Source organism: Pantoea sp. ICBG 828, from assembly GCF_002928355.1.
GTDB classification, from domain to species: domain Bacteria; phylum Pseudomonadota; class Gammaproteobacteria; order Enterobacterales; family Enterobacteriaceae; genus Pantoea; species Pantoea dispersa.
In genome coordinates this window covers 342321-362740 of sequence record NZ_POWN01000005.1, presented here as the reverse complement: position 1 = coordinate 362740, position 20420 = coordinate 342321, and the positions used below count along the sequence as shown (strand labels likewise).

Genomic DNA, 20420 nt, shown 5'->3' with positions numbered 1-20420 from the left:
GCATTCATGCGCACCTGGTCAACTAATCGTGCGCATAACCTTCCGGCGGCAACGGTTCGCCATCTAACCACGCTTTGCCCGCGCGCATCTGCAAGCGTCCTTCGACAAACCAGCTGATCACCAGCGGATAAATCGCGTGCTCCTGATGCTGCACGCGGGCGCTGATCTCAGCTTCGTCATCGTCAGCAAATACCGGCACGCGCGCCTGCAGAATGATCGGTCCACCGTCCAGCTCATCAGTCACAAAATGCACCGACGTCCCGTGTTCCGCGTCCCCGTTCGCCAGCGCCTGGCGATGCGTATGCAAACCGGGATATTTCGGCAGCAGCGACGGATGAATATTCAGCAGACGATCGTGATAGTGCGCGACAAACGCCGGGCTCAGAATGCGCATATAACCGGCCAGCACCACCAGATCCGGCGCATAAGCGTCGATCTGCTGCATCAGCTGGCGGTCAAAGGCGTCGCGATCGGTGAAATCCTGCGCGGACAGCGCGTGAGCAGGCACGCTGGCCTGCTGCGCACGCGTCAGACCATAGGCCGAGGCTTTATTACTGAAAACGGCAGCCACGCTGCCGTTGATACGCCCGCTCTCGCAGGCGTCGAGGATGGACTGAAGATTGCTGCCGTTGCCGGAGATCAGTACAACCAGTTTCTTCATGGGTTAATAACCACACGCTCTTCGGCATCAGACGCGTTAATCACGCCAATTTTCCACGCCTGCTCGCCAGCCGCGGTCATCAGCTGTACCGCTTTGTCGGCATCGGCCGGGCTCAGCGCAATCACCATGCCCACGCCGCAGTTAAAGGTGCGGTACATCTCGTGACGGCTGACGTTACCGGCCTGCTGCAGCCAGCTGAATACCGCCGGCCACTGCCAGCTTTTCTCGTCAATCACCGCCTGGGTGTTATCCGGCAGGACGCGCGGAATGTTTTCCCAGAAGCCGCCGCCGGTCAGGTGGGCAATGGCGTGCACGTCCACCTGCTCAATCAGGCTAAGGATATTTTTCACGTAGATGCGGGTCGGCGCCAGCAGGTGATCGGCCAGCGGTTTGCCTTCCAGCTGTTTAGTGGTGGGATCGGTCTGGCTGACTTCAAGAATTTTACGCACCAGCGAGTAGCCGTTAGAGTGCGGACCGCTGGAGCCCAGCGCGATCAGCACGTCGCCATCCTGCACTTTGCTGCCGTCGATGATCTCGGACTTTTCCACCACGCCGACGCAGAAACCGGCCACGTCGTAATCTTCGCCGTGATACATGCCCGGCATCTCAGCGGTTTCACCGCCGACCAGCGCACAGCCCGACTGCAGACAGCCTTCGGCGATACCGGTGATCACCGCGGAGGCGGTATCCACATCCAGCTTGCCGGTGGCGTAATAGTCGAGGAAGAACAGCGGCTCAGCGCCCTGTACCACCAGATCGTTCACGCACATCGCGACCAGATCGATGCCGATGCTGTCGTGGCGTTTGAGATCCATCGCCAGACGCAGCTTGGTGCCGACGCCATCAGTTCCGGAGACCAGCACCGGCTCGCGGTATTTCTGCGGCAGCGCACACAGCGCGCCAAAGCCACCCAGTCCACCCATCACTTCCGGGCGGCGGGTTTTCTTTACTACGCCTTTAATACGGTCAACCAGATCGTTACCAGCATCAATATCAACACCGGCGTCTTTGTAGCTGAGAGAGGTTTTGTCGGTCACTGCGGAATCCCCACGCGATTGCGGTTGGTGGCAAAAATTAAGCGCGGCAATTCTACCAGCGCAGGCAAACGTTTGCGAGTCCCATCTCAGGGCACCTTTGCAGCGTGCTGATTTTTCGCTAATCCTTATTCTCAGGCGATTTGTGCACGTTACCTGACCAATCACCGGTGGCGCGGCGGTAAAAAGGCGGTATAATCCGGCGATTTTTTTTTAGCTCAACTCAATTCCGGGAGAATAATCATGAAGATCGTGGAAGTCAGACACCCGCTGGTCAAACATAAACTGGGCCTGATGCGTGAGCATGATATCAGCACCAAGCGCTTCCGCGAGCTGGCCTCGGAAGTGGGCAGCTTACTGACCTATGAAGCCACCGCCGATCTCGAAACCGAGCGCGTGACCATTGAAGGCTGGAACGGTCCGGTCGACGTCGATCAAATCAAAGGCAAAAAAATTACCGTCGTCCCGATTCTGCGTGCTGGCCTTGGCATGATGGAAGGTGTGCTGGAACACGTACCGAGCGCGCGCATCAGCGTGGTGGGCGTTTACCGTGACGAAGAGACGCTGGAGCCGGTGCCTTACTTCCAGAAGCTGGTGTCAAACATCGAAGAGCGTATGGCGCTGGTGGTTGACCCGATGCTGGCGACCGGCGGCTCGATGATCGCTACCATCGATCTGCTGAAGAAAGCCGGCTGCAACAGCATTAAAGTGCTGGTGCTGGTGGCCGCGCCGGAAGGCATTGCCGCGCTGGAGAAAGCGCATCCGGACGTTGAGCTGTACACCGCGTCAATCGATCAGGGCCTGAACGAGAAGGGGTACATTATCCCGGGCCTCGGCGATGCCGGCGACAAGATTTTCGGAACCAAATAAATAAACCAGCCGGCCAGAGAGTCGGCTTTTTTTTGGCAAAAATACCGTTCAGTCAGACACCGTATCGACAGGATGCACATTTTGTAGCGGCGCGATTTATCGCGCTGATGCCGGGCAAGCTATGGTGCCCATCCGGACAAGGCGCAATGAATTGCGCCACTACGATAAGGTGCGGTGTTGACGAACGAGCATAAAAATAAACGTATAGGGGATAAATGATGACTCGCAGAGCCATTGGCGTTAGTGAACGCCCGCCACTGTTGCAAACCATTCCGCTCAGCCTGCAGCACCTGTTCGCCATGTTCGGCGCCACCGTGCTGGTGCCGATTCTGTTCCACATCAACCCGGCGACCGTGTTGCTGTTCAACGGCGTCGGCACGCTGCTGTATCTGTTTATCTGTAAAGGCAAAATCCCGGCCTATCTTGGCTCCAGCTTTGCCTTTATCTCGCCGGTGTTGCTGCTGCTGCCGCTCGGTTATGAAGTGGCGCTCGGTGGCTTTATCCTGTGCGGCGCGCTGTTCTGCATTGTGGCGCTGATTGTGAAGAAGGCCGGCACCGGCTGGCTCGATGTCATGTTTCCACCGGCGGCGATGGGTGCCATCGTGGCGGTTATCGGTCTCGAACTGGCTGGCGTGGCGGCGAATATGGCCGGGCTGCTGCCCGCTGACGGCACCACAGCGGACAGTAAAACCATCATTATTTCGCTGGTGACGCTGGCGGTGACGGTGTTTGGCTCGGTGCTGTTCCGTGGTTTCTTCGCCATTATCCCAATCCTGATTGGCGTGCTGGTCGGCTACGCGCTGTCGTCGGCGATGGGCATCGTTGACTGGAGTACGGTGGAAAACGCGCCGTGGTTTGCGCTGCCAACCTTCTACACGCCGCGCTTTGAGTGGGCCGCGATGCTGACTATTCTGCCTGCGGCGCTGGTGGTGATTGCCGAGCACGTGGGACATTTGGTGGTGACGGCTAACATCGTGAAAAAGGATCTGATTCGCGATCCGGGCCTGCACCGCTCGATGTTTGCCAACGGCCTGTCGACCATAATCTCCGGCTTCTTTGGTTCCACGCCGAATACCACCTACGGTGAAAACATTGGCGTCATGGCGATCACCCGCGTTTACAGCACCTGGGTGATCGGCGGCGCGGCGATCTTCGCCATTCTGCTCTCCTGCGTCGGTAAACTGGCGGCCGCGATTCAGGCGATCCCGGTACCGGTGATGGGCGGTGTGTCGCTGCTGCTGTATGGCGTGATCGGCGCTTCCGGTATTCGCGTGCTGATTGAATCCAAAGTCGACTACAACAAAGCGCAGAACTTGATCCTCACCTCGGTGATCCTGATCATTGGCGTCAGCGGCGCGAAGGTGCACGTGGGTGCCGCCGAGCTGAAGGGCATGGCGCTGGCCACCATCGTCGGCGTTGGCCTGGCGCTGATTTTCCGCGTAATCAGTCTGTTACGTCCGGAAGAAGTGGTGCTGGACGCGGAAGAAAAACGCGAGCTTTAAAGGATCCTGCGGGCAGGGAAGCCCGGTTCATCTCTGCGGAGGATCGTGATAAACTTGCCCGGTTTTCTGCCCGCTCATCCGTTGAGGTACTTCTGAACACGCCGGCACAGCTTTCACTGCCACTCTATCTACCCGATGATGAAACCTTCGCCAGTTTCTGGCCGGGGGAAAATCCGTCACTGCTGGCGGCGCTGCAGGGCGCGCTGGCGCAACAGCACGGCAGCTATCTCTACTTCTGGTCGCGCGAAGGCGGTGGCCGCAGCCATTTGCTGCATGCAGCCTGCGCCGAAATGTCCGCGCGCGGCGAAGCGGTGGGTTATGTGCCGCTCGATAAGCGCACCTGGTTCGTGCCGGAAGTGCTGGAAGGCATGGAGAATCTGGCGCTGGTGTGCATTGATAATATTGAGTGCATCGCCGGCGAAGCCGAGTGGGAGATGGCGATCTTCGATCTCTACAACCGCATTCTGGAAACCGGCAAAACCCGCTTGCTGATCACCGGCGATCGTCCCCCGCGTCAGCTCAATCTGGGCCTGCCGGATCTGGCGTCACGTCTCGACTGGGGACAAATTTACCGCTTACAGCCGCTGTCCGACGAGGACAAACTGCAGGCGATGCAGCTGCGTGCCGGCCTGCGCGGCTTTGAGCTGCCGGAAGACGTTGGGCGTTTCCTGCTGAAACGCCTCGACCGCGAAATGCGCACGCTGTTTGACACGCTTGATCGCCTCGATCGCGCCTCGATCAGCGCACAGCGCAAGTTGACCATTCCCTTCGTGAAAGAGGCGCTGGGGCTTTAGAGAATCTCCAGCACCGCTTCCGGCGGACGACCAATGCGGGCGCGGTCGCCCTGAATCACAATCGGCCGCTCGATCAGTTTTGGATGCTCCACCATCGCCTGTAACAGCTGTTGTTCGCTGAGATCGTCACTGGCCAACCCCAGCGTTTTATAGATTTCCTCGCCACGACGCATCAGCTCGCGCGCGCTGTGCATGCCCAGCTGTTGCAGCAGCGTTTTCAGCGTGTCGATGTCCGGCGGCGTGTCGAGATACAGCACCACCTGCGGTTCAATGCCCTGTTGCTGCAGTAGCGCGAGGGTTTCGCGACTCTTGCTGCAGCGCGGATTGTGATAAATACGGACCATGTTTTTTTATCCTGCGTAATCCATTGTTGCCAGGTGCGCATGAATGCGCACCGAAATCCTGCCAGCCATCCACCCGCGTAACCGGCTATTTACCCTTTTGCATACTGCTTAAAACGCCGCTGTAACTCGCGGAACTGGTCGATGCGCGCATCGTAACGCGCCTGCTTCAGGCTGCCGAGCGGCACCTGGGCGCTGGCGCTGCTCAGGGTGGTGATGGCCTGATCGAGCTGGCCGTTCAGCGCCAGACTTTCAGCCCGTGCCGAAAGCTCCTCATCGCGCAGCCCCTGCGCGGCTGAAGCCTGCGCCAGTAAATCCCATGCGTTGAGATCGTCAGGGTGCGCAAAGGTGTAGCGGTTAAGGATGCGGCTGGCGTTGGCCGGCTGCTTCGCCTCGACGTAGGCGTTCGCCAGGTTAAGCTGCAGCACCGGACTGGTCTGGCTGCCGCGGGCGGCGTTCAGCATGCTGATGGCCTGCTGCGGCTGGTTCAGACCGATGTCGATATCGGTCATGATATCAAGGAACCACAGGTTATCCGGCTGCTTCGCCAGCAGCGGCGCGATGACCTTTTTCGCGTTGGCAAAATCTTTTGCCTGCAGGAACTGCACCGCTTTGCCGTACTGCGCCGCCTGCTGTTCCCGCGTGTTGCCTTTGGCGTACTCATTCAGCAAATCGTCAGTCAGCTGATTGCGGCCGGTGGCGTACATGCCCAGCGCGCGCACCTTCGCCATATAGAAATCCTGCGACGACTGCACCACCACCGGGCGCATCTGGTTGGCGCGGTTACGCGCGTCGGCCAGGCGGCTATCGGGCAGCGGGTGCGTAAGCAGAATTTCCGGTGGTTTTGACGAGAAGCGGCTTTGATCGGCCAGCTTTTGCAGAAACGCGGGCATCGCCTGCGGATCGAAACCGGCGCGCTGCAGCACCTGAATGCCGATGCGATCTGCTTCCTGTTCGTTGCCCTGGGTGAAACTGATGATACCCTGTTGTGTACCGGCCAGCGTACCGGTCAGTGCCGCCATCCCGGCCTGCGGGCTGGCCAGCGCCAGCAGGATCGAACCCAGCGCGCCGACCCAGGTGAGCGGGGCGCTGCGCTTTTGCTCTTCCATGGCGCGCGCCAGATGACGCTGCGTCACGTGCGAAATTTCGTGCGCCATCACCGACGCCAGCTGGCTTTCGTTATCGGTATAGCGGAACAGCGACGAGTGCAGCACCACATTGCCGCCAAAGAAGGCGAAAGCGTTGAGCTCGTCATTCTGAATCAGGAAAAAGTGAAACGGCGTGCGCACTGAATGGGCGTGTGCCACCAGCCGCTGGCCGAGTTCATTGATGTACTGATTAAGCAGCGGATCGTTGATCAGTGGCGCGCTGGCGCGCAGCTGGCGCACGTAGAAGTCGCCAATCTGCAGCTCCTGATTAATGGAGAGCGTGGAGCCTGCCGTGGTGCCCATGTCGGGCAAATTGTCGCTCAAATCGGCGCGGACACCGACCGCAGGCGTGAGCAGCAGCGCAGGAATAAGGGCCGCCAGCACTGATTTTTTCAACCGGTTAAACATGCCTTGATCCTGTAAAAGTCTCCTGCCATTGGACAGGAAAGTCATGCCAATGTTCTGTGGCGGCGTTTCCTTTTCTGCCGCGGCTCTATCTTAACCACAGTGAGGATACAAGCAAATGCCGCCGTCACATTGACGTGATGGCAAAGAATGGCTGACTGACGCGAAATTTGTAGCAAAAAATTGAATAGCGAAAAGGCAAAAGAAAAAGGCGCAGCGCCCTGATGAAATTAAAGTTACGTAAAGTTGCTCAAAATAATTGAATCTGGCATGGTTTTTTCCAGGTTTACTCTGAAAAACACGCCCGAAAACCTACGGTTGGCCCGCTTTATCCATCAGTGATTTTTATCGTGCTGCTCTGGCCGTGCATCACCAGCCCAGAAATGAATGGTCAGGTTTTGCTCACTGGTCAACTGGCGGCGCGCGATGACAGTATTAACCCGCACGATGAGGCGCTGTCATCTGCCATACATCCCTCTGCCTGGTGACTGCCGGTATTTCCGGCCAGCTATTTTTCAACTCGCCCGCACCGCTCAATCAACAGCCTTATTCAATCAGCTGGCGCAATGATTTCTGCTGGCAGCCAAACGCCGGACAGCCCGCCAGTACAGGCGTTTTGCCCGCCGCGCGCTGTGGTATAGATAAAGCACTTTTTCAAACGGACTGTGAATTAACGCGCAGTACATGCCGGAGAGTTTCTATGCGTTCTGTTGTTTCCTGTGCCCTGATTGCCATCGTGGGTGGGATGGTCGGTGCCGCCGTAATCAAAAGCGATGACCTGTATCAGCGCATCGCGGGCCATTTTTCCGCCGAACCTGCCGATCCGGACGGGTTCTGGAGCACGCCGGCGGTCGCGGGCTACGGCAAAATTCATTATGAAGCCGACGCCGCGTTTAAACCGGCGGTGGGGCTGAGCAATAAAGTGGTATTCCAGCTGACCCGCAATGAAGGCGATATCAAACGACCTAACCTCGGGCTGGAGCGCGTGGCGCGCGTGGTCAATCTGTACATCGCCGCTGGCGTACCGGCCGAACAGCTGCAGTTTGTGGTGTCGATGACCGGCGATGCCACGCCCGCCACGCTGGATAACGCGCATTTTAAGCAGTTTTACGGCGTCGATAACCCCAACCTCGCGCTGATTGGCGCGCTGAACAAGCTGGGCGTCAAAGTTTCGGTGTGCGATCAGTCGGTGGCGTTCCATCACTATCCGCGCGACTGGATCGACCGGTCGGTGATTCATGCATTGTCCAGCCCGACCACGGTGTCGACGCTGGAAAATCAGGGCTATGCCTTTTTACAGATGTAATCGCGTCTTTGGTTAAGGAGAAGTGTCATGCGTCCAGCATCCTATATTGTTATCGCCGCGCTGGCGGGCTTTGTCGGCGGAAATGTGCTGCAGCTGCCGGAACTGGTGGATAAAGTCAGCGGCAAATTCGCTGACCAGAAAACCGAACCGGCGGATTTCTGGAGCACGCCGGCGATTGCCGGTTACGGTAAAATTCACTTTGTTAACACGCCGGATTACAACCCGGCCAACACGCCCGGGCTGAGTAATAAGATTGTGTTTCAGATCAACCGCAGCGAAGGGGATATCCATCAGCCGAACCTCGGCCTTGAGCGCGTGGCACGCGTCACTAACCTCTATTACGCGGCCGGCGTGCCGCTTAATCAGCTCAACTTTGTGGTGTCGATCAACAGCGATGCGGTGCCGGCCGCGCTCAATAACGATCAGTTCCGTAAAGCATACGGCAGCGATAACCCTAACCTGAAGCTGATTGATGAGCTGAAGAAAGCCGGGGTGAAAGTGACCATTTGCGACCAGTCGGTGGCCTTCCATCAGCTGGAGCGCGACTGGATTGATACCCGCGTCACGCATACGCTCTCCAGCGGCACCACCGTCGCGTCGCTGCAAAACGAAGGGTACGCCTTCCTGATGCTGTAATCCTGCCGACAGCAGTGCAGGCTGCTGTCATCTTTTCGTCATCCCTTCGCGATGTCACTGTCACAGTTCGCCGTTAGTTTAGGCGCCAATGAGATCGATCTCATCGGCACTTTACGAGGCGAACATGTCCGATTTACTCACGGTGGCAAAGCTGGCAGGCGTTTCACGCGCCACGGCCGCGCGCGCCTTTTCCGATCCCCATCTGCTGCGGCGCGACACGCTGGAGAGAGTGCTGGCGGCGTCGGAGCAGCTCGGCTTTCGTCCTAACCACATCGCGCGCCAGCTGCGCACGCAGCACTCCACCACCTTCGGCGTGCTGCTGCCCTCGTTGCTTAACCCGATCTTCTCCTGCCAGTTACAGGCGATGGAGCGCCAGGCGCGCGACGCCGGCTATGGCCTGCTGGTGGCCACCAGCGATTACCAGCCCGAGCGCGAAGCCGCCATCATTGAACATATGCTGCGTCAGCGCGTGGCGGGCCTGGTCCTGACGGTGGCCGACGCGGATAACAGCGCGGTGCTCAGCACGCTGCAGGCGGCTGGCCTGCCGTTTGTGCTGGCGCATAACGTGCCGCAGCACAGCCACTGGCCGGCGGTGTGCGTGGATAACCGCCAGGCGATGCGCGAAGCCACCGCACAGCTGCTGGCGCTTGGTCATCGCCGCATTGCCATGGTCGCCGGACCGATGCTGCAGTCAGATCGTGCGCGCCTGCGCTATCAGGGCTATTGCGACGCCATGCAGCACGCGGGCCTGACGCCGCTGCCGGTGATTGAGATGGCCAGCCATACCCAATCCGACTTTACGCTGCTGGCCCCGATGCTCGGCGGTGCCACCCCGCTCAGCGCCGTGATCTGCACCAACGACCTGCTGGCCATCAGCCTGATTGGCGCGGCAGCGCGCGCGGGCGTGCCTGTGCCACAGCAGCTGGCGGTGATGGGCTTTGACGGGATTGCGATGGGGGCACAAATGGCCCCGTCGCTAGCCAGCGTAGCGCAGCCCGCCGAACGGCTCGGCGCCTGCGCCATCGATATGTTGTTGCATAACGTCAGCCGCGGCACCCGCGTGCTGCCACATCAGTTGCGGAGCGGTGAGAGTGTTGCTGCCCCCGCGTTTATTGCCACCACCAGGGAACCTCATGATGCTGCATAAAAAAGTAAAAATTTACGCCGGCGCCATCGCGCTCAGCGCCAGCGCGTTGTTTACCAGCCTGACGCAGGCGGCGGAAACCGCCATCTGTTACAACTGTCCGCCTGAGTGGGCCGACTGGGGCACTCAGCTCAAAGCGATTGCCAGAGACACCGGCATTCAGGTGCCGCAGGACAACAAAAACTCCGGCCAGGCGCTGGCGCAGCTGGTGGCGGAGCAGGGCAATCCGGTGGCCGACGTGGTCTATTACGGCGTCAGCTTCGGCATTCAGGCGGACAGCGCCGGCGTGGTCGCCAGTTACAAACCGGCGCACTGGGATGACATTCCTGCCGGCATGAAAGACAGCAACGGCAAATGGGTGGCGCTGCACTCGGGCACCATGGGCTTTATGGTCAACGTCGATGCGCTGGGCGGCGCGCCGGTGCCGCAATCCTGGGACGACCTGCTGAAGCCGGAATACAAAGGCATGATTGGCTATCTCGACCCGGCCAGCGCCTTTGTCGGTTACGTGGCGGCGGTGGCAGTCAACCAGGCGAAGGGCGGCAACATGCAGGACTTCACGCCGGCGCTGAACTGGTTCAAAAAGCTGCAGGCGAATCAGCCTATCGTGCCTAAGCAGACCGCGTATGCGCGCCTGATTTCCGGCGAGATTCCGATTCTGCTCGACTATGACTTCAATGCTTACCGCGCCCGCTACAAAGATCACGCTAACGTCGCCTTTGTTATTCCCAAAGAGGGCACGGTAACGGTGCCGTACGTCATTAGCCTGGTGAAGAATGCACCGCACGCGGCGAACGGCAAAAAAGTGATCGACTATGTACTGTCAGACAAAGGGCAGGCCATCTGGGCCAGCGCGTTCCTGCGCCCGGTGCGCACCGGCGCCATGAGCGTAGAAGCGAAGAAATATTTCCTGCCGGACAGCGACTATGCGCGTGCGCAAACCGTTGACTATCAGCAGATGGCGGCAGCGCAGAAAGCTTTCTCGGCGCGCTATCTGAGTGAGATTCGCTGATGGCGATGACCGACACCCTGGCGGCTTCGTGCCGCCGGACACCGCGCCTGGCCGGCAGCCGCTGGCTATGGCTGACGCTGCCGGCGCTGCTGTTCTTCTGCGCCTTCTGGCTGCTGCCGTTTGTCCGTCTGCTGCAGATGGCAATGCAGGACGACCGCAGCACCCGGCACAGCGGCTACTGGACGGTACTGACCCAGCCGCACTACCTGCTCAGCCTGCTGAACACCGTGTTGCTGTCGCTCGCCGTCACGCTGGTGACGCTGACCATCGCCGCGACAGTCGGCTGCTTTCTGGCACGCCAGCGCTTCAGCGGACGCAGCACGCTGCTGGCGCTGCTGACGTTTCCGCTGGCCTTTCCGGGCGTGGTGGTGGGATTTCTGGTGGTGATGCTGGCGGGCCGTCAGGGACTGCTGGCGCAAATCAGCCTGGCGCTGTTCCACGAGCGCTGGATGCTGGCCTATTCGTTTACCGGCCTGTTTATTGGCTATCTCTATTTTTCACTGCCGCGCGCCATCATCACGCTGGTGGCGGCGAGTGAAAAACTCGACCGCTCTCTCGAAGAGGCGGCGCGTTCGCTGGGCGCCAGTCAGTGGCGCATCACCTGGGATGTGATTGTGCCGGGACTGCAGCCGGCGCTGCTCTCCACCGGCGCGCTCTGTTTTGCCACCAGCATGGGTGCCTTCGGTACCGCGTTTACCCTGGGCACCGATCTGGCGGTGCTGCCGCTGACCATTTATGGCGAATTCACCAACTACGCCAATTTCGCCACCGCCGCCGCACTGTCGGTGGTGATGGGCGGCGTCGCCTGGCTGGCACTGATGCTGGCGCGCCGACTGGCTCACCAGGAGGTGACATGAGACGTCGCGGCCTGTTCAGCCTGCAACTGCTGGTCACCGTGCTCACCGCGCTGTTCATGATCGTGCCGGTGGTGCTGTCGATGCTGGCCGGCGTGACCAACAACTACTTTACCGGCCTGCGCAGCGGCCTGACGCTGAAGTGGGTGACCCAGGTGTGGCAGCTTTACGCCGACACCTTCTGGCTGTCGCTGCTGATTGCGCTGGCCTGCCTGCTGATCACGCTGCTGATCGGCGTGCCGGCAGCGTGGGGATTATTAAAAGCGCCGCGGCGCTGGGCGGCGCGCATTGAAGAGTGCCTGATGCTGCCGGTCGCGCTGCCGGGCCTCGCCACCGCGCTGGGCATCATCCTGCTGTACGGCCAGTTCTCTGGCCTGCGCGATAGCTGGCTGTTCATTCTCATCGGTCACGTGCTGTTTACCTTGCCGTTTATGCTGCGCCCGGTGCTGGCGGTGATGCAGGCGGTGGAGATGCCGCGACTGGAAGAGGCGGCGGCCAGTCTCGGTGCCAGCCTGTGGCAACGCTTTTTTACCGTGGTGGTGCCCAACTGTCGCAACGGCATTCTCGCCGGGGCGTTTATGGTGATCACCCTGTCGGTGGGTGAGTTCAACATCACCTGGATGCTGCATACGCCGCTGACAAAAACGCTGCCGGTGGGGCTGGCAGACAGCTATGCCTCAATGCGACTGGAAGTGGGATCGGCCTACACGCTGATCTTTATTCTGCTGATTCTGCCGCTGCTGCTGATGCTCAACGCGGTCAATCACTGGCTCAACCGTACGCTCACGCGTGCTAATAAGGAGGCGGCATGAACCCTGCGGCCGTAACTGTTACGCTGCGCCACTGTGCGCGGCACTTTAATCACCAGCTGGCGCTGCAGCCGCTCGATCTGACGGTGCAGCCTGGCGAAACCCTGGTGCTGCTCGGTCCGTCCGGCTGTGGCAAAACCACCACGCTGCGCATCATCAGTGGCCTGGAGCGCTGTGACGACGGCGGCGAAGTGTGGTTTGACGATCGTAACGTGACCGCGCTGCCGATTGAGAAACGCAACGTGGGCATGGTGTTCCAGAACTACGCGCTGTTTCCCCATCTCAACGTGGCGCAAAACGTCGCCTACGGCCTGAAAGTGCAGGGCGTGGCGCGCGCCGAACGCGACGCGCGCGTGCAGGAGATGCTGGCCCTGGTGGATCTCAGCGCGCTGGCGCAGCGCAGCATCGACAAGCTGTCGGGCGGTCAAAAGCAGCGCGTAGCGCTGGCGCGTGCGCTGGCGGCGCGTCCGAAGGTGCTGCTGTTTGATGAGCCGCTGGCGGCGCTGGATGCGCGCCTGCGCGACCGGCTGCGGCTGGAGATTGGCGCGCTGCTGAAACAGCTGGCGATCACCGCCGTGTACGTCACGCACGATCAGCAGGAAGCGATGGCGCTGGGCGATCGCATCGCGGTGATGGAGCAGGGACGTCTGGTGCAGATCGATACGCCGCAAAATATTTACCAGCGCCCGGCGTCACAGTTTGTCGCGGATTTTGTCGGCGCGATTAACTGTGTCGGGGTCGATGCGCGCGGCAATCCGCAGCATTTCTGCCGCCCGGAGGATGTGCTGCTGGCGGCGGACCAGCGCTACGCACGCCCCGGTTTTATTCTCGGCACCACCTTTCTCGGTGCTGCGCAGCGGCTGAGTATTGATATCGGGCTGGCGGCGCCGATCCAGGTTGATCGCCACGCGCGCGAAGCCTGGCACGCCGGCCAGCCGGTAAGCTGGACGCTGGCGCAGGATGCCGCGCTGCACTTTTCTGCCTGATAAGGAGCTGTTGTGACTGACGCAATGACGCTGATTGCGCAAATCAGCGATTTACACATCAAGGCCCATGGCCGTCTCTCCTATAAAAAAGTGGATACGCACGCTGCGCTGCTGCGGGTGATCGACACGCTGAATCAGCTGGTGCCGCGACCGGATACGGTGGTGATTACCGGCGACCTGGTGGATTTTGGCACTGCGGAAGAGTACCAGACGCTGCGCGAGGCGCTGCGCCATCTGCAGCTGCCGTTCCTGCTGATGCCGGGCAATCACGACGATCGCCAGCAGCTGCGCGCCGCGTTTCCGGAGCATCACTACCTGCAGCACGGCGAAACGCTCAACTGGCAGATGCGTGTGAATCATCTGCAGCTGCTGGCGCTCGACTCCAGCGTACCGCATCAGCCGTGGGGCTACGTCGATGACGCACAGCTGCAATGGCTGGCAGAGCAGCTGGCGCGTGAGCCTGATTTGCCGACGCTGGTGCTGCTGCATCATCCGCCGTTCCTGAGCGGCATTGGCCACATGGATCGGCAGCCGCTGCGCAATCCGGCGGCGCTGGCTGCCATTATTGGTCAGCATCCCCAGGTGGAACGGGTGCTGAGCGGCCACCTGCACCGCTCGGTGCAGGCGCGTTTTGCCGGCACGCTGGCCTGCGTGGCGCCCGGTGTGTCGCATCAGGTGGCACTGGATTTGCGTGACCACGGTCCGGCGAACTTTGTGCTGGAACCGCCCGGTTTTCTGCTGCATCGCTGGCAGCCGCAGCAGGGGATGAGTACGCATCTGTGCGCAATCGGCGATTATCCAGGACCCTGGCCGTTTTACGATGCGCAGGGTTTAATTGATTAGCACCAGTAATAGCACAATAAAAAAGCGTTCCTGAGGGTCTGCGTCGTAGTCAATTTGGCTCAGAGGTGTACAATTGTCTGTTACCTCACCAGGGTAAACACCTCCAATTATAACAAGATAGTCAGGCACGCTAACTTATGAAGCTACTCACCAGGGCGGTTGCGCCATGTTAACGCGCATCCGGCCAAAAACTGATCTGCGCACGCTGATTGCGCTGCTGGCGATCACCAGTATCGTCATCACACTGGCTAATACGCTGTACGCCACCTGGCGCGTACAGCGCATGGTGCTGATCGAAAGCACCCTTGAAGCCAATCGCGCTTACGCCACCAAGCTGGCGGCCACCACCGAAGTGTTTTTCCAGCTGGCGCAGTCGCAGCTGCACTACAGCGCCAATCAGCTGGGTAAAGATTTCGATAATCCCGAACTGCTGCAGCAGGAAGTGAACCGACTGCGCGAGCAGACCAGCAGCTTTAACTCGGTGGCGATTGTCGACAGCAACGGCGTGATTAAAGCCATTTCGCCGGAATCGCTGATGCTGAAAGGCATGCAGCTCACCAGCCAGTCTTCGCGCGAAGCGCTGGCGCAGCGCCAGCCGATGGTCAGCCGGCCCACCATTTCTGCCACCAATAACCTGCTGGTGTTTGTTTCCTGGCCGGTATGGAGCACCGATGGGCGCTATCTTGGCTACGTCGGCGGCACTATTTATCTGAAGAAAAAGAGCATTCTTAACGTGCTGCTCGGCGAGCAGTACTATCGTGACGGCACCCATGTTTACGTGCTGGATCGCGAAAACCGCGTGCTGTATCACCAGAACAATCAGCTGATTGGCAAAAACGTGCCGGGCATCGTCAGCGATCGTCAGCGCCAGGAGCACAGCAATGGCGAAGTTCAGCTGACGGAAGAGGGCACCGCGAAGCTGGCGGGCTACGCTGTGGTGCCCACTACCGGCTGGATGGTGGTGGCGCTCAAGCCGACAAACGTCACGCTGGCGCCGCTCTCCGGGCTGCTGCTACAGGTGCTGAAGAATTCGGTGCCGTTTGCGCTGCTGACACTGCTGGTGGCGGTGGTTCTGGCCCGGCTGATTGCCTTGCCACTGTGGCAGCTGGCGCGCAAAGCCAGCCAGATGGATACCCAGGGCGTTTCCGGGGAAATTGGCGTGATCCGCGCCTGGTACTTTGAAGCGGCACAGGTGAAGCGCGCGCTGCTCACCGGTATTGGTCTGGTGCAGGATAAAATCGGCCGGCTTAAGTCAGAGGTGCAGAGCGATCCCATGACCAGCCTGCTCAATCGCCGCGGCCTGAGCGCGGTGCTCGACTATTTCGATACCATGCAGCAGCCGTTTGCCGTGCTGGCGCTGGATATTGACCATTTCAAACGGGTGAATGATAACTTCGGTCATGATGTTGGCGACGAGGTGATCAAACAGGTGGCGCGCACGCTGCGCCAGAGCGCGCGTCAAACCGACGTGGTGTGCCGCAACGGCGGCGAAGAGTTTCTGATGCTGCTTCCCGCCACCGCCCCTGATGAAGCGCGTGTGATTGCCGAGCGCGTGCGCACCAGCATTGCCGGCGGCTGGATTGATCCGGTCGGGCAGATCACGATTTCGATTGGTATCGCCAGCTGGCAGCCGACGCACGGCAGTCAGGAGCAGATTCTGAAGCAGGCCGATGATGCGCTGTATCAGGCGAAAAACGCCGGACGTAACTGCGTGGTGATCGCCGGGCAGGAGGCGCTGGCCAGCACGGTTTCGCGCTATTAACCGGGCAGCGTCACAGCAGGATAAAAAACGGGTGCCTGGCTGGCACCCGCGGGTAATCAGGCTGATTTCAGGTAATCGAGCACGATATCGTGGTGGTTCGAGGTTTTAAAATCGTCGAACACCTTCTCCACTTTGCCATCGCCGCCAATCAGGAAGCTGATGCGGTGAATGCCGTCGTAGGTTTTCCCCATAAAGGTTTTCTCACCCCAGACGCCAAACTGCTCGCAAACCTGATGATCTTCATCCGACAGCAGGGTGAAGTTGAGCAATTCTTTCTCGACAAAGCGAGACAGTTTTTCCGGCTTGTCGGTGCTGATGCCCAGCACTTCCACGCCCGCCTTCTTTAAATCATCCATGTTATCGCGCAGACCGCAGGCCTGCGTGGTGCAGCCCGGCGTCATGGCTTTCGGGTAGAAATAGACCAGAACGCGCTGTCCCTGGAAGTCGGCCAAATTTACTTGTTCGCCATCCTGATCGGGCAAGCTAAATTTCGGTGCGGTGTCACCGGCTTTCAGTGGATTCATCACAACTCTCCATTTTTTTCTTCATGCTGTGGGTAATACACCATCAGCGGCAAAAGCGCCAGGTGGAGTTTACCTCAGGGTTATTTCACTACACGGTATGCCAGCGCGGCAGAGTGTGTGGCGGAATAACCCGGAGCCTGATTCAGACGGCGCTGTGCGCGTCGTCGGTGACACTATAGAGGCGAATTGAACCTTGTGCATGCAGTTCTTCGCACAGCCGATGGAAAGCCTGCTCAAACGGTGCGCTGGCATGATTCGCCGGGCTGTGCGCGGTCATCTGAATATAGAGCACCGGCGGCTCGTCGTCCTGGGCGGGCGTAATGCGCGACACCAGCTCGGCGATGTTCATCTGATGTTTATCGAACAGATCGGTGAAGCGTTCGATGATATGCGGTGAGTCCGGCACTTCCACCTGTACCCAGACGGTGGCGGGCATCGGCGGCGTAACGCGCGCGTTAGTGCGCTTCATCACGATCAGCAGTTCCAGCTCGGCACCCTTCATCGGCAGGGTCGATTCAATCAGGGTAATGGCGTTCCAGCTGCCGGAGAGCAGCATAATAAAGGTGAACTCGTCGCCCAGCATCGCCAGGCGGCTGTCTTCAATATTGCAACCGCAGCTGCTGACGTGGCGGGTAATGGTATTGACGATACCCGGACGATCAACGCCCAGAGCGGTGATCACCAGATGGTGCGGCTGTGACTGCGGCAAAATGGCGTTTCCTGTACGTTCGCTAATAACCATAAGGTAAACATAAAAAAAACTGCTGACAAGCGCGGTAATGGCGTGGCTCGCTTGCTTTTCTTTCGGCGGAAAACGTAACATGAGGCACTTGTTTGTCGAGGGGATAGCCCATGTTCACCGGAAGTATTGTTGCGCTCATTACGCCTTTGAATGAAAAAGGTGATGTCTGCCGCGCAAGTCTGAAAAAACTGATTGATTATCATGTCGCCAGCGGTACGGCGGCGATTGTTTCTGTTGGCACCACCGGCGAATCCGCGACCCTCAGCCATGAAGAGCATGGCGATGTGGTGATGCAAACCCTGGAGCTGGCCGATGGCCGCATTCCCGTGATTGCCGGGACCGGCGCGAATGCCACCGCCGAAGGGATCTCTCTGACAAAACGCTTCACCGGCACCGGCGTAGTCGGCTGCCTCACTGTGACCCCGTACTACAACCGTCCGACGCAGGAAGGTCTGTACCAGCACTTCAAAGCGATCGCCGAAAGCACCGATCTGCCCCAGATGCTGTATAACGTCCCATCACGTACCGGCTGTGACATGCTGCCGGAAACCGTTGCCCGCCTGGCTGAAATCAAAAATATTATCGGAATCAAAGAGGCCACCGGGAACTTATCGCGTATTTCGCAGATCCAACAGCTGGTTGGAGATGAGTTCATTATTGTCAGCGGTGATGACGCGACAGCGCTGGACTCCATGCAACTGGGCGGCAAAGGCGTTATTTCGGTCACGGCTAACATTGCAGCACGTGAAATGGTTGAACTCTGTGCGCTGGCACAAGAGGGAAAATTTGCCGAAGCGCGTCGCCTGAATCAGCGTCTGATGCACCTGCACCAGACGCTTTTCTGTGAACCGAATCCTATCCCGGTGAAATGGGCCGCGAAACAGCTAGGATTGATCGCCGATGACACGCTGCGCTTGCCGATGACGCCGCTGACCGAAGCCGGTCAGGCGAAAACCGCGCAGGCGCTGATCCAGGCGGGTCTGCGATAATTTAGGGAGAATCAATGAGTTATTCAGTTAAGCGCTCGACGCTGGCAACCGTGGTGGGCCTCTCCACCCTGATGCTGCTAACAGCTTGTTCCAGCGATCAGCGTTATAAGCGCCAGGTCAGCGGTGATGAATCTTTCCTGCAGGCGCCTGAACTGCATGATTTAAAAGCCCCGGCGGGCATGATTCTGCCGCTGCAGAATGGTGATTACGATGTGCCGCACAGCGTGGCGAAAGGCGCGCTGGGTAAAGAGCTCGACATCCGTCCACCGGCGCAGCCGCTGGCGCTGATGAACGGCACCCGCGCGCAGTTCACCGGTAACACCGGCGTGCTGGCGGTTGACAGCAGCCGTGGCTCCATCTGGTCGCAGGTGGTGAACGTGGTGCAGTCATACAAATTCCCGGTTGCCCAGCGTGATGATGCGGCGCAGCAGCTCACCACCGACTGGGTACAGTGGAACCGTGCTGACGAAGATAACCAGTATCGCGGCCGTTACCAGATCAGCGTGCAGAACCAGGGCTATCAGCAGGTGCTGACCGTACGTCTGCTGGAACTGCAGCAGCAGGGTCAGACGGTCACCACGCCGGTTCAGGTTCAGCGCTATACCGGTCAGATGCTGAATGACATCAGCACCGGTCTGGATAAGATCGATACCGCCAGCCAGGATGCGGCTGCCGGACGTGCCAGCGGACAGATTGATGTTCAGAGCGGCGCGGACGACACCGGTCTGCCACTGCTGGTGCTGCGCTCACCGTTTAATGTCACCTGGCAGCGTCTGCCGGCGGCGCTGAAGCGTATGGGCATGGAAGTTACCGATGACAACCGCTCGCAGGGCAGTCTGAAAGTGACCTACAAGCAGCCGGGCAGCAGCGCGTTTGACGCCATCGGCGCGAAAGATCCGGAACTGCCAAACGGCGACTACAAGTTGCAGGTGGGCGATCTCGATAACCGCAGCAGCCTGCAGTTCATCGATCCGAAAGGACACGTACTCACCCAGGCGCAGAATGATGCGCTGGTGGCGGTCCTGCAGGGCGCGCTGAACAAATAAATGCAATAAAGGCCGGAGATTCTCCGGCCTTTTTGTTTTGGTTTTGGCATAATAGCGCCCGGCGAGGTAAACGATTGCGTCAGGCAGTCATCGCGCGGTGAAACACCGCTGAACACGGGTTCTTTCATGTTTGGAGTTAACAAGATGCAAAAGCGAGCTGAGTTGTATCGCGGTAAAGCGAAAACCGTATACAGCACCGACAATCCGGATCTGCTGGTACTTGAATTCCGCAACGATACGTCAGCAGGAGACGGTGCACGAATCGAGCAGTTTGATCGTAAAGGCATGGTGAACAACAAGTTCAACCATTTCATCATGACCAAACTGCAGGAAGCGGGCATTCCGACCCAGATGGAAGCGCTGCTTTCTGATAACGAAGCGCTGGTGAAAAAGCTGGAGATGGTGCCGGTAGAGTGCGTGGTGCGCAACCGGGCGGCCGGATCGCTGGTGAAACGTCTGGGCGTGGAAGAGGGCATGCTGCTCAATCCACCGCTGTTTGATCTCTTCCTGAAAGATGACGCCAAACACGACCCGATGGTCAACGAATCGTACTGCGAAACCTTTGGCTGGGTGAGCAAGGCTAACCTGGCGCGCATGCAGGAGCTGACCTTCAAAGCCAACGAAGTGCTGAGCAAACTGTTTGATGATGCCGGTCTGATTCTGGTGGACTTCAAGCTGGAGTTTGGTCTGTTCAAAGGTGAAGTGACGCTGGGCGACGAATTCTCGCCAGACGGCGCGCGTCTGTGGGACAAAGAGACCATGGACAAGATGGACAAAGACCGTTTCCGTCAGAGCCTCGGCGGCCTGATCGAAGCGTACGAAGAAGTGGCACACCGTCTGGGTGTCAAACTGGACTAAGCTTCTGCCGGTGTGCGTCACGGTATAACAGACGCAAACCTTTCAGCGCATGAAGGTCGCCCTGGCTGGCGGCCTTTTTTATCGTCTGTTTACGGCCTTCACGCTGCGCCCTGCGCGCAATCTCGCTCCGCTGGCATTGCATTGCTGGTACTAA

The 20420-nt window shown here is 59.2% G+C and carries 21 protein-coding genes; 15 read left to right on the top strand and 6 right to left on the bottom strand.

Translation table 11 applies throughout. The features are described from left to right. Nucleotides 1-22: 22 nt before the first annotated feature. Nucleotides 23-661 carry a phosphoribosylglycinamide formyltransferase gene (gene purN, locus C1Y43_RS14560; protein ID WP_058758319.1) on the bottom strand — a complete coding sequence of 213 codons (639 nt, stop codon included), beginning with the start codon at nucleotides 659-661 and terminating at the stop codon, nucleotides 23-25. Then, complete coding sequence (gene purM, locus C1Y43_RS14555) at nucleotides 658-1698, bottom strand: phosphoribosylformylglycinamidine cyclo-ligase (RefSeq protein ID WP_021506588.1); 1041 nt, start codon at nucleotides 1696-1698, stop codon at nucleotides 658-660. Before purM ends, purN begins: the two co-directional genes overlap by 4 nt. A gap of 240 nt (nucleotides 1699-1938) precedes the next feature. On the opposite strand from purM, the gene upp reads away from it, so the two are divergent. The 3 genes from upp to hda all read left to right on the top strand — a co-directional run bounded on the left by upp (nucleotide 1939) and on the right by hda (nucleotide 4861). Then, a complete protein-coding gene (gene upp, locus C1Y43_RS14545; protein WP_010617600.1) occupies nucleotides 1939-2565 on the top strand; it encodes a uracil phosphoribosyltransferase in 627 nt (208 codons plus the stop codon). Between the two features lie 218 nt (nucleotides 2566-2783). After that, nucleotides 2784-4067 (top strand): uracil permease, encoded by a 1284-nt coding sequence (gene uraA, locus C1Y43_RS14540; RefSeq protein WP_104188790.1) that lies wholly within the window; start codon nucleotides 2784-2786, stop codon nucleotides 4065-4067. Between the two features lie 92 nt (nucleotides 4068-4159). After that, entirely contained in the window at nucleotides 4160-4861 is a 702-nt protein-coding gene (gene hda, locus C1Y43_RS14535) for a DnaA inactivator Hda (RefSeq protein ID WP_031279417.1), read from the top strand. Here the strand turns inward: hda and arsC are convergent. Then, nucleotides 4858-5205, bottom strand: a complete 348-nt coding sequence (arsC, locus tag C1Y43_RS14530) for an arsenate reductase (glutaredoxin) (protein ID WP_104188654.1) — start codon at nucleotides 5203-5205, stop codon at nucleotides 4858-4860. The genes hda and arsC overlap by 4 nt on opposite strands. 89 nt (nucleotides 5206-5294) lie before the next feature. Then, nucleotides 5295-6758: a M48 family metallopeptidase gene (locus tag C1Y43_RS14525; protein WP_088517123.1), complete on the bottom strand. Its 1464-nt coding sequence runs from the start codon at nucleotides 6756-6758 to the stop codon at nucleotides 5295-5297. Between the two features lie 697 nt (nucleotides 6759-7455). Between C1Y43_RS14525 and C1Y43_RS14520 the strand changes: the two genes are divergently transcribed. The 9 genes from C1Y43_RS14520 to C1Y43_RS14480 all read left to right on the top strand — a co-directional run bounded on the left by C1Y43_RS14520 (nucleotide 7456) and on the right by C1Y43_RS14480 (nucleotide 16107). Beyond that, nucleotides 7456-8061 carry a DsrE family protein gene (locus C1Y43_RS14520; protein ID WP_058775665.1) on the top strand — a complete coding sequence of 202 codons (606 nt, stop codon included), beginning with the start codon at nucleotides 7456-7458 and terminating at the stop codon, nucleotides 8059-8061. 27 nt (nucleotides 8062-8088) lie between these two features. Continuing rightward, nucleotides 8089-8697 carry a DsrE family protein gene (locus tag C1Y43_RS14515; RefSeq protein WP_021506594.1) on the top strand — a complete coding sequence of 203 codons (609 nt, stop codon included), beginning with the start codon at nucleotides 8089-8091 and terminating at the stop codon, nucleotides 8695-8697. A gap of 124 nt (nucleotides 8698-8821) precedes the next feature. After that, nucleotides 8822-9844: a substrate-binding domain-containing protein gene (locus C1Y43_RS14510; RefSeq protein WP_104188652.1), complete on the top strand. Its 1023-nt coding sequence runs from the start codon at nucleotides 8822-8824 to the stop codon at nucleotides 9842-9844. Next, nucleotides 9831-10853, top strand: coding sequence for an ABC transporter substrate-binding protein (locus tag C1Y43_RS14505; protein WP_104188651.1), 1023 nt, complete (start codon nucleotides 9831-9833; stop codon nucleotides 10851-10853). The genes C1Y43_RS14510 and C1Y43_RS14505 overlap by 14 nt, the downstream gene beginning before the upstream one ends. After that, on the top strand, nucleotides 10853-11710 hold the full coding sequence (locus C1Y43_RS14500) for an ABC transporter permease (protein WP_059011715.1): 858 nt from the start codon (nucleotides 10853-10855) through the stop codon (nucleotides 11708-11710). Before C1Y43_RS14505 ends, C1Y43_RS14500 begins: the two co-directional genes overlap by 1 nt. Continuing rightward, nucleotides 11707-12519 (top strand): ABC transporter permease, encoded by an 813-nt coding sequence (locus tag C1Y43_RS14495; protein WP_021506598.1) that lies wholly within the window; start codon nucleotides 11707-11709, stop codon nucleotides 12517-12519. The genes C1Y43_RS14500 and C1Y43_RS14495 overlap by 4 nt, the downstream gene beginning before the upstream one ends. Beyond that, nucleotides 12516-13502, top strand: a complete 987-nt coding sequence (locus C1Y43_RS14490) for an ABC transporter ATP-binding protein (protein WP_058770829.1) — start codon at nucleotides 12516-12518, stop codon at nucleotides 13500-13502. The genes C1Y43_RS14495 and C1Y43_RS14490 overlap by 4 nt, the downstream gene beginning before the upstream one ends. A gap of 24 nt (nucleotides 13503-13526) precedes the next feature. After that, nucleotides 13527-14345 (top strand): phosphodiesterase, encoded by an 819-nt coding sequence (locus C1Y43_RS14485; protein WP_168715103.1) that lies wholly within the window; start codon nucleotides 13527-13529, stop codon nucleotides 14343-14345. Between the two features lie 166 nt (nucleotides 14346-14511). Continuing rightward, nucleotides 14512-16107 carry a sensor domain-containing diguanylate cyclase gene (locus C1Y43_RS14480; RefSeq protein ID WP_104188648.1) on the top strand — a complete coding sequence of 532 codons (1596 nt, stop codon included), beginning with the start codon at nucleotides 14512-14514 and terminating at the stop codon, nucleotides 16105-16107. Between the two features lie 56 nt (nucleotides 16108-16163). On the opposite strand, the gene bcp is transcribed toward C1Y43_RS14480, so the two are convergent. Further along, nucleotides 16164-16631: a thioredoxin-dependent thiol peroxidase gene (bcp, locus tag C1Y43_RS14475; protein WP_021506602.1), complete on the bottom strand. Its 468-nt coding sequence runs from the start codon at nucleotides 16629-16631 to the stop codon at nucleotides 16164-16166. A 142-nt stretch (nucleotides 16632-16773) separates the two neighbouring features. Beyond that, nucleotides 16774-17340 carry a glycine cleavage system transcriptional repressor gene (locus C1Y43_RS14470; RefSeq protein WP_081049393.1) on the bottom strand — a complete coding sequence of 189 codons (567 nt, stop codon included), beginning with the start codon at nucleotides 17338-17340 and terminating at the stop codon, nucleotides 16774-16776. A 143-nt stretch (nucleotides 17341-17483) separates the two neighbouring features. Between C1Y43_RS14470 and dapA the strand changes: the two genes are divergently transcribed. The 3 genes from dapA (at nucleotide 17484) to purC (ending at nucleotide 20266) form a co-directional block, all read left to right on the top strand. Beyond that, nucleotides 17484-18362: a 4-hydroxy-tetrahydrodipicolinate synthase gene (gene dapA, locus C1Y43_RS14465; RefSeq protein ID WP_021506604.1), complete on the top strand. Its 879-nt coding sequence runs from the start codon at nucleotides 17484-17486 to the stop codon at nucleotides 18360-18362. Between the two features lie 14 nt (nucleotides 18363-18376). Continuing rightward, entirely contained in the window at nucleotides 18377-19408 is a 1032-nt protein-coding gene (gene bamC / locus C1Y43_RS14460) for an outer membrane protein assembly factor BamC (protein ID WP_104188646.1), read from the top strand. A gap of 144 nt (nucleotides 19409-19552) precedes the next feature. Continuing rightward, the gene (gene purC / locus C1Y43_RS14455) at nucleotides 19553-20266 is read left to right on the top strand and encodes a phosphoribosylaminoimidazolesuccinocarboxamide synthase (RefSeq protein WP_031279423.1); all 714 of its coding nucleotides are present in this window, start codon (nucleotides 19553-19555) and stop codon (nucleotides 20264-20266) included. Nucleotides 20267-20420: the final 154 nt, after the last annotated feature.